The organism is Actinomyces provencensis (genome assembly GCF_900155435.1).
Lineage (GTDB): Bacteria > Actinomycetota > Actinomycetes > Actinomycetales > Actinomycetaceae > Pauljensenia > Pauljensenia provencensis.
Genome location: NZ_LT700214.1, coordinates 1 through 1,822, shown reverse-complemented (window position 1 = coordinate 1,822; position 1,822 = coordinate 1). Strand labels below are relative to the sequence as shown.

At 70.1% G+C, this 1,822-nt stretch carries 3 protein-coding genes; all 3 read right to left on the bottom strand.

All coding sequences use genetic code 11. The features are described from left to right. Positions 1-149: 149 nt before the first annotated feature. The gene (locus tag BQ9890_RS16005) at positions 150-305 is read right to left on the bottom strand and encodes a hypothetical protein (protein ID WP_195907714.1); all 156 of its coding nucleotides are present in this window, start codon (positions 303-305) and stop codon (positions 150-152) included. A gap of 21 nt (positions 306-326) precedes the next feature. Continuing rightward, complete coding sequence (locus tag BQ9890_RS14280; protein ID WP_075893323.1) at positions 327-1,082, bottom strand: class E sortase; 756 nt, start codon at positions 1,080-1,082, stop codon at positions 327-329. Beyond that, positions 1,075-1,822, bottom strand: a 748-nt coding sequence (locus tag BQ9890_RS14275; RefSeq protein ID WP_326844931.1) for a DUF881 domain-containing protein, incomplete at its 5' end; no start/stop codon positions are given. The genes BQ9890_RS14275 and BQ9890_RS14280, both read right to left, overlap by 8 nt.

The following is a 1,822-nucleotide window of genomic DNA, read 5'->3' as shown; positions in this document are numbered from 1 at the left end:
CCCCTTCCACTGGGGCGATCCTCCCACGCGTGCGCCGCCCCCGCCCTCCGGTGACCGACCAGCGGAAGCCGGGCCGCCCTCGTCGCCCAGTCGCCGACCAGCGGAAGCCGGGCCGCCCTCGTCGACGGTCGCCCGGACGGACCGCGACCTCAGCCGACGCCCGCCCCGCCCAGGTCCAGTGTCGCCTGCACCCAGGGGAAGGCCCGGGTGAACAGCAGGTAGACCGCCGCAGCCACCAGCACCAGCGACTCCACGACCTTGAACCAGGTCGGCCCCGGCAGGTGCCGGAAGATCCATCCGTACATCGCGTGCCCCTTCCTCTCGCCTCAGTCCGTGGGTTCGTCGAGGAGTTCCTGGGGAACCCCGGTGGACTTCGGTGTCCACGACTCGAAGAGCAGGTGGACGATGTAGCGCTCGGTGTTGCTGTACTCCGGGTGGCAGGTGGTCATGGTCATCCACCGCTGGGTGGGCTGTTCGGAGAAGGTCTTGTCCCCCGGTACCGGGGCCACCACCCTCACCGCGTCCGGACTGACGATCTCATGGGTCTCCACGCGGTAGACGTAGTAGGTGTCCGCCACCTCCACGACGACCTTGTCCCCCTGGGCGAGGCGGTCGATGTGGCGGAAGTTGTTGCCGTAGGTGCGCCGGTGCCCCGCGACGGAGAAGTTCCCGATCTCCCCGGGCTGGGCGGTCTCCTCGTAGTGGCCCGCATAGCCGAGGTCGAGGACGGCATTGGTCGTCCCCTGGGCCAGGGGCATCTTCATCCAGTCCCAACTGGGGACGTGGAGGACTCCGTAGACGGCCCCGTCCGCCGGGGGTTGGACGGCGGGGGGATCATCGGTGTGACGTTCCCCCAATCCCTCGGCAGCGGCGTGTTCCTGCTCGAACTGCGCCACCTGCTGGGCGCGTGGTCCCTCGACCTTCCAGGTCGTCCAGTAGAGCTGCCACACGGCGAAGAGGGCGAGCACGACCGCTGCCGTGATGAGGAGCTCTCCGATGACTCCCATCAGCCCCACGAGGAGACCGCCACCCCGACGGCGCCCGCCCGCGTTTCGCGCCCCCGCTCTGACGTGCTCAGCCATGGTCCTCCACCTGCGCGAACTTGATGCCCGGATCCTGCGTGACCGCGTCGAAGCGTAACGCACGCTCCACGTCCACGTCCCAACCCAGCTGGTAGCGGGCCACGTACTGCAGGTAGATCTCGATCCTCTCATCGGAGGAGAGGGCCGCCTGCATGGCCTGCGGGTCCCCGATGGCCGAGACCACGTAGGGCGGGGAGAAGCGCGCCCCGTCGACCAGGATGACGTTGCCGATGCAGCGGATGACGGTCCGCCCGTTCACGCGCTTGCCCTGGACGGTCATCGCCTCCGCGCCGCCCTTCCACAGGGCGTTCATGACGTCCTCGATGTCCTGCTGGTGCACCACGAGGTCATCGGGCCTCGCCCCGTCCGGGACGGGGTCCGACGGGGCGTCCGTGAGGGTGACCGTCAGCCCCGGCCCGGTCACCGCCACACTGGAGAGCTGCAGGACCGATGTCGGCGTGGGCGCGGGCGTGGCGGCGGAGTCCGCGACCAGCGCGTCGATCTGTGCCTGGAGGTCCTGGTTCCCCGACATCATCTGGTCGACGGTCTGCTGCTGGTGGCGCACCAACCCGACGAGGCCCGCATCCTGGGGGAGCGAGCCCTGGCGTGCCGACATTGCGGAGAGGCTGAAGAGCAGGCCCGAGGCCAGTGTCACCACGCCGACGGAGGCGGAGGTGCGCAGGCGCCGGGACCGCCGACGCCGCGCCGACACTTCCCCCGCGCGGGCGCCACCAGCGTGG

Bases quoted from the DNA above. Each gene is read 5' to 3' on its own strand.
- BQ9890_RS14280 (WP_075893323.1), bottom strand. From the start codon at position 1,082: ATGGCTGAGCACGTCAGAGCGGGGGCGCGAAACGCGGGCGGGCGCCGT.
- BQ9890_RS16005 (WP_195907714.1), bottom strand. From the start codon at position 305: ATGTACGGATGGATCTTCCGGCACCTGCCGGGGCCGACCTGGTTCAAG.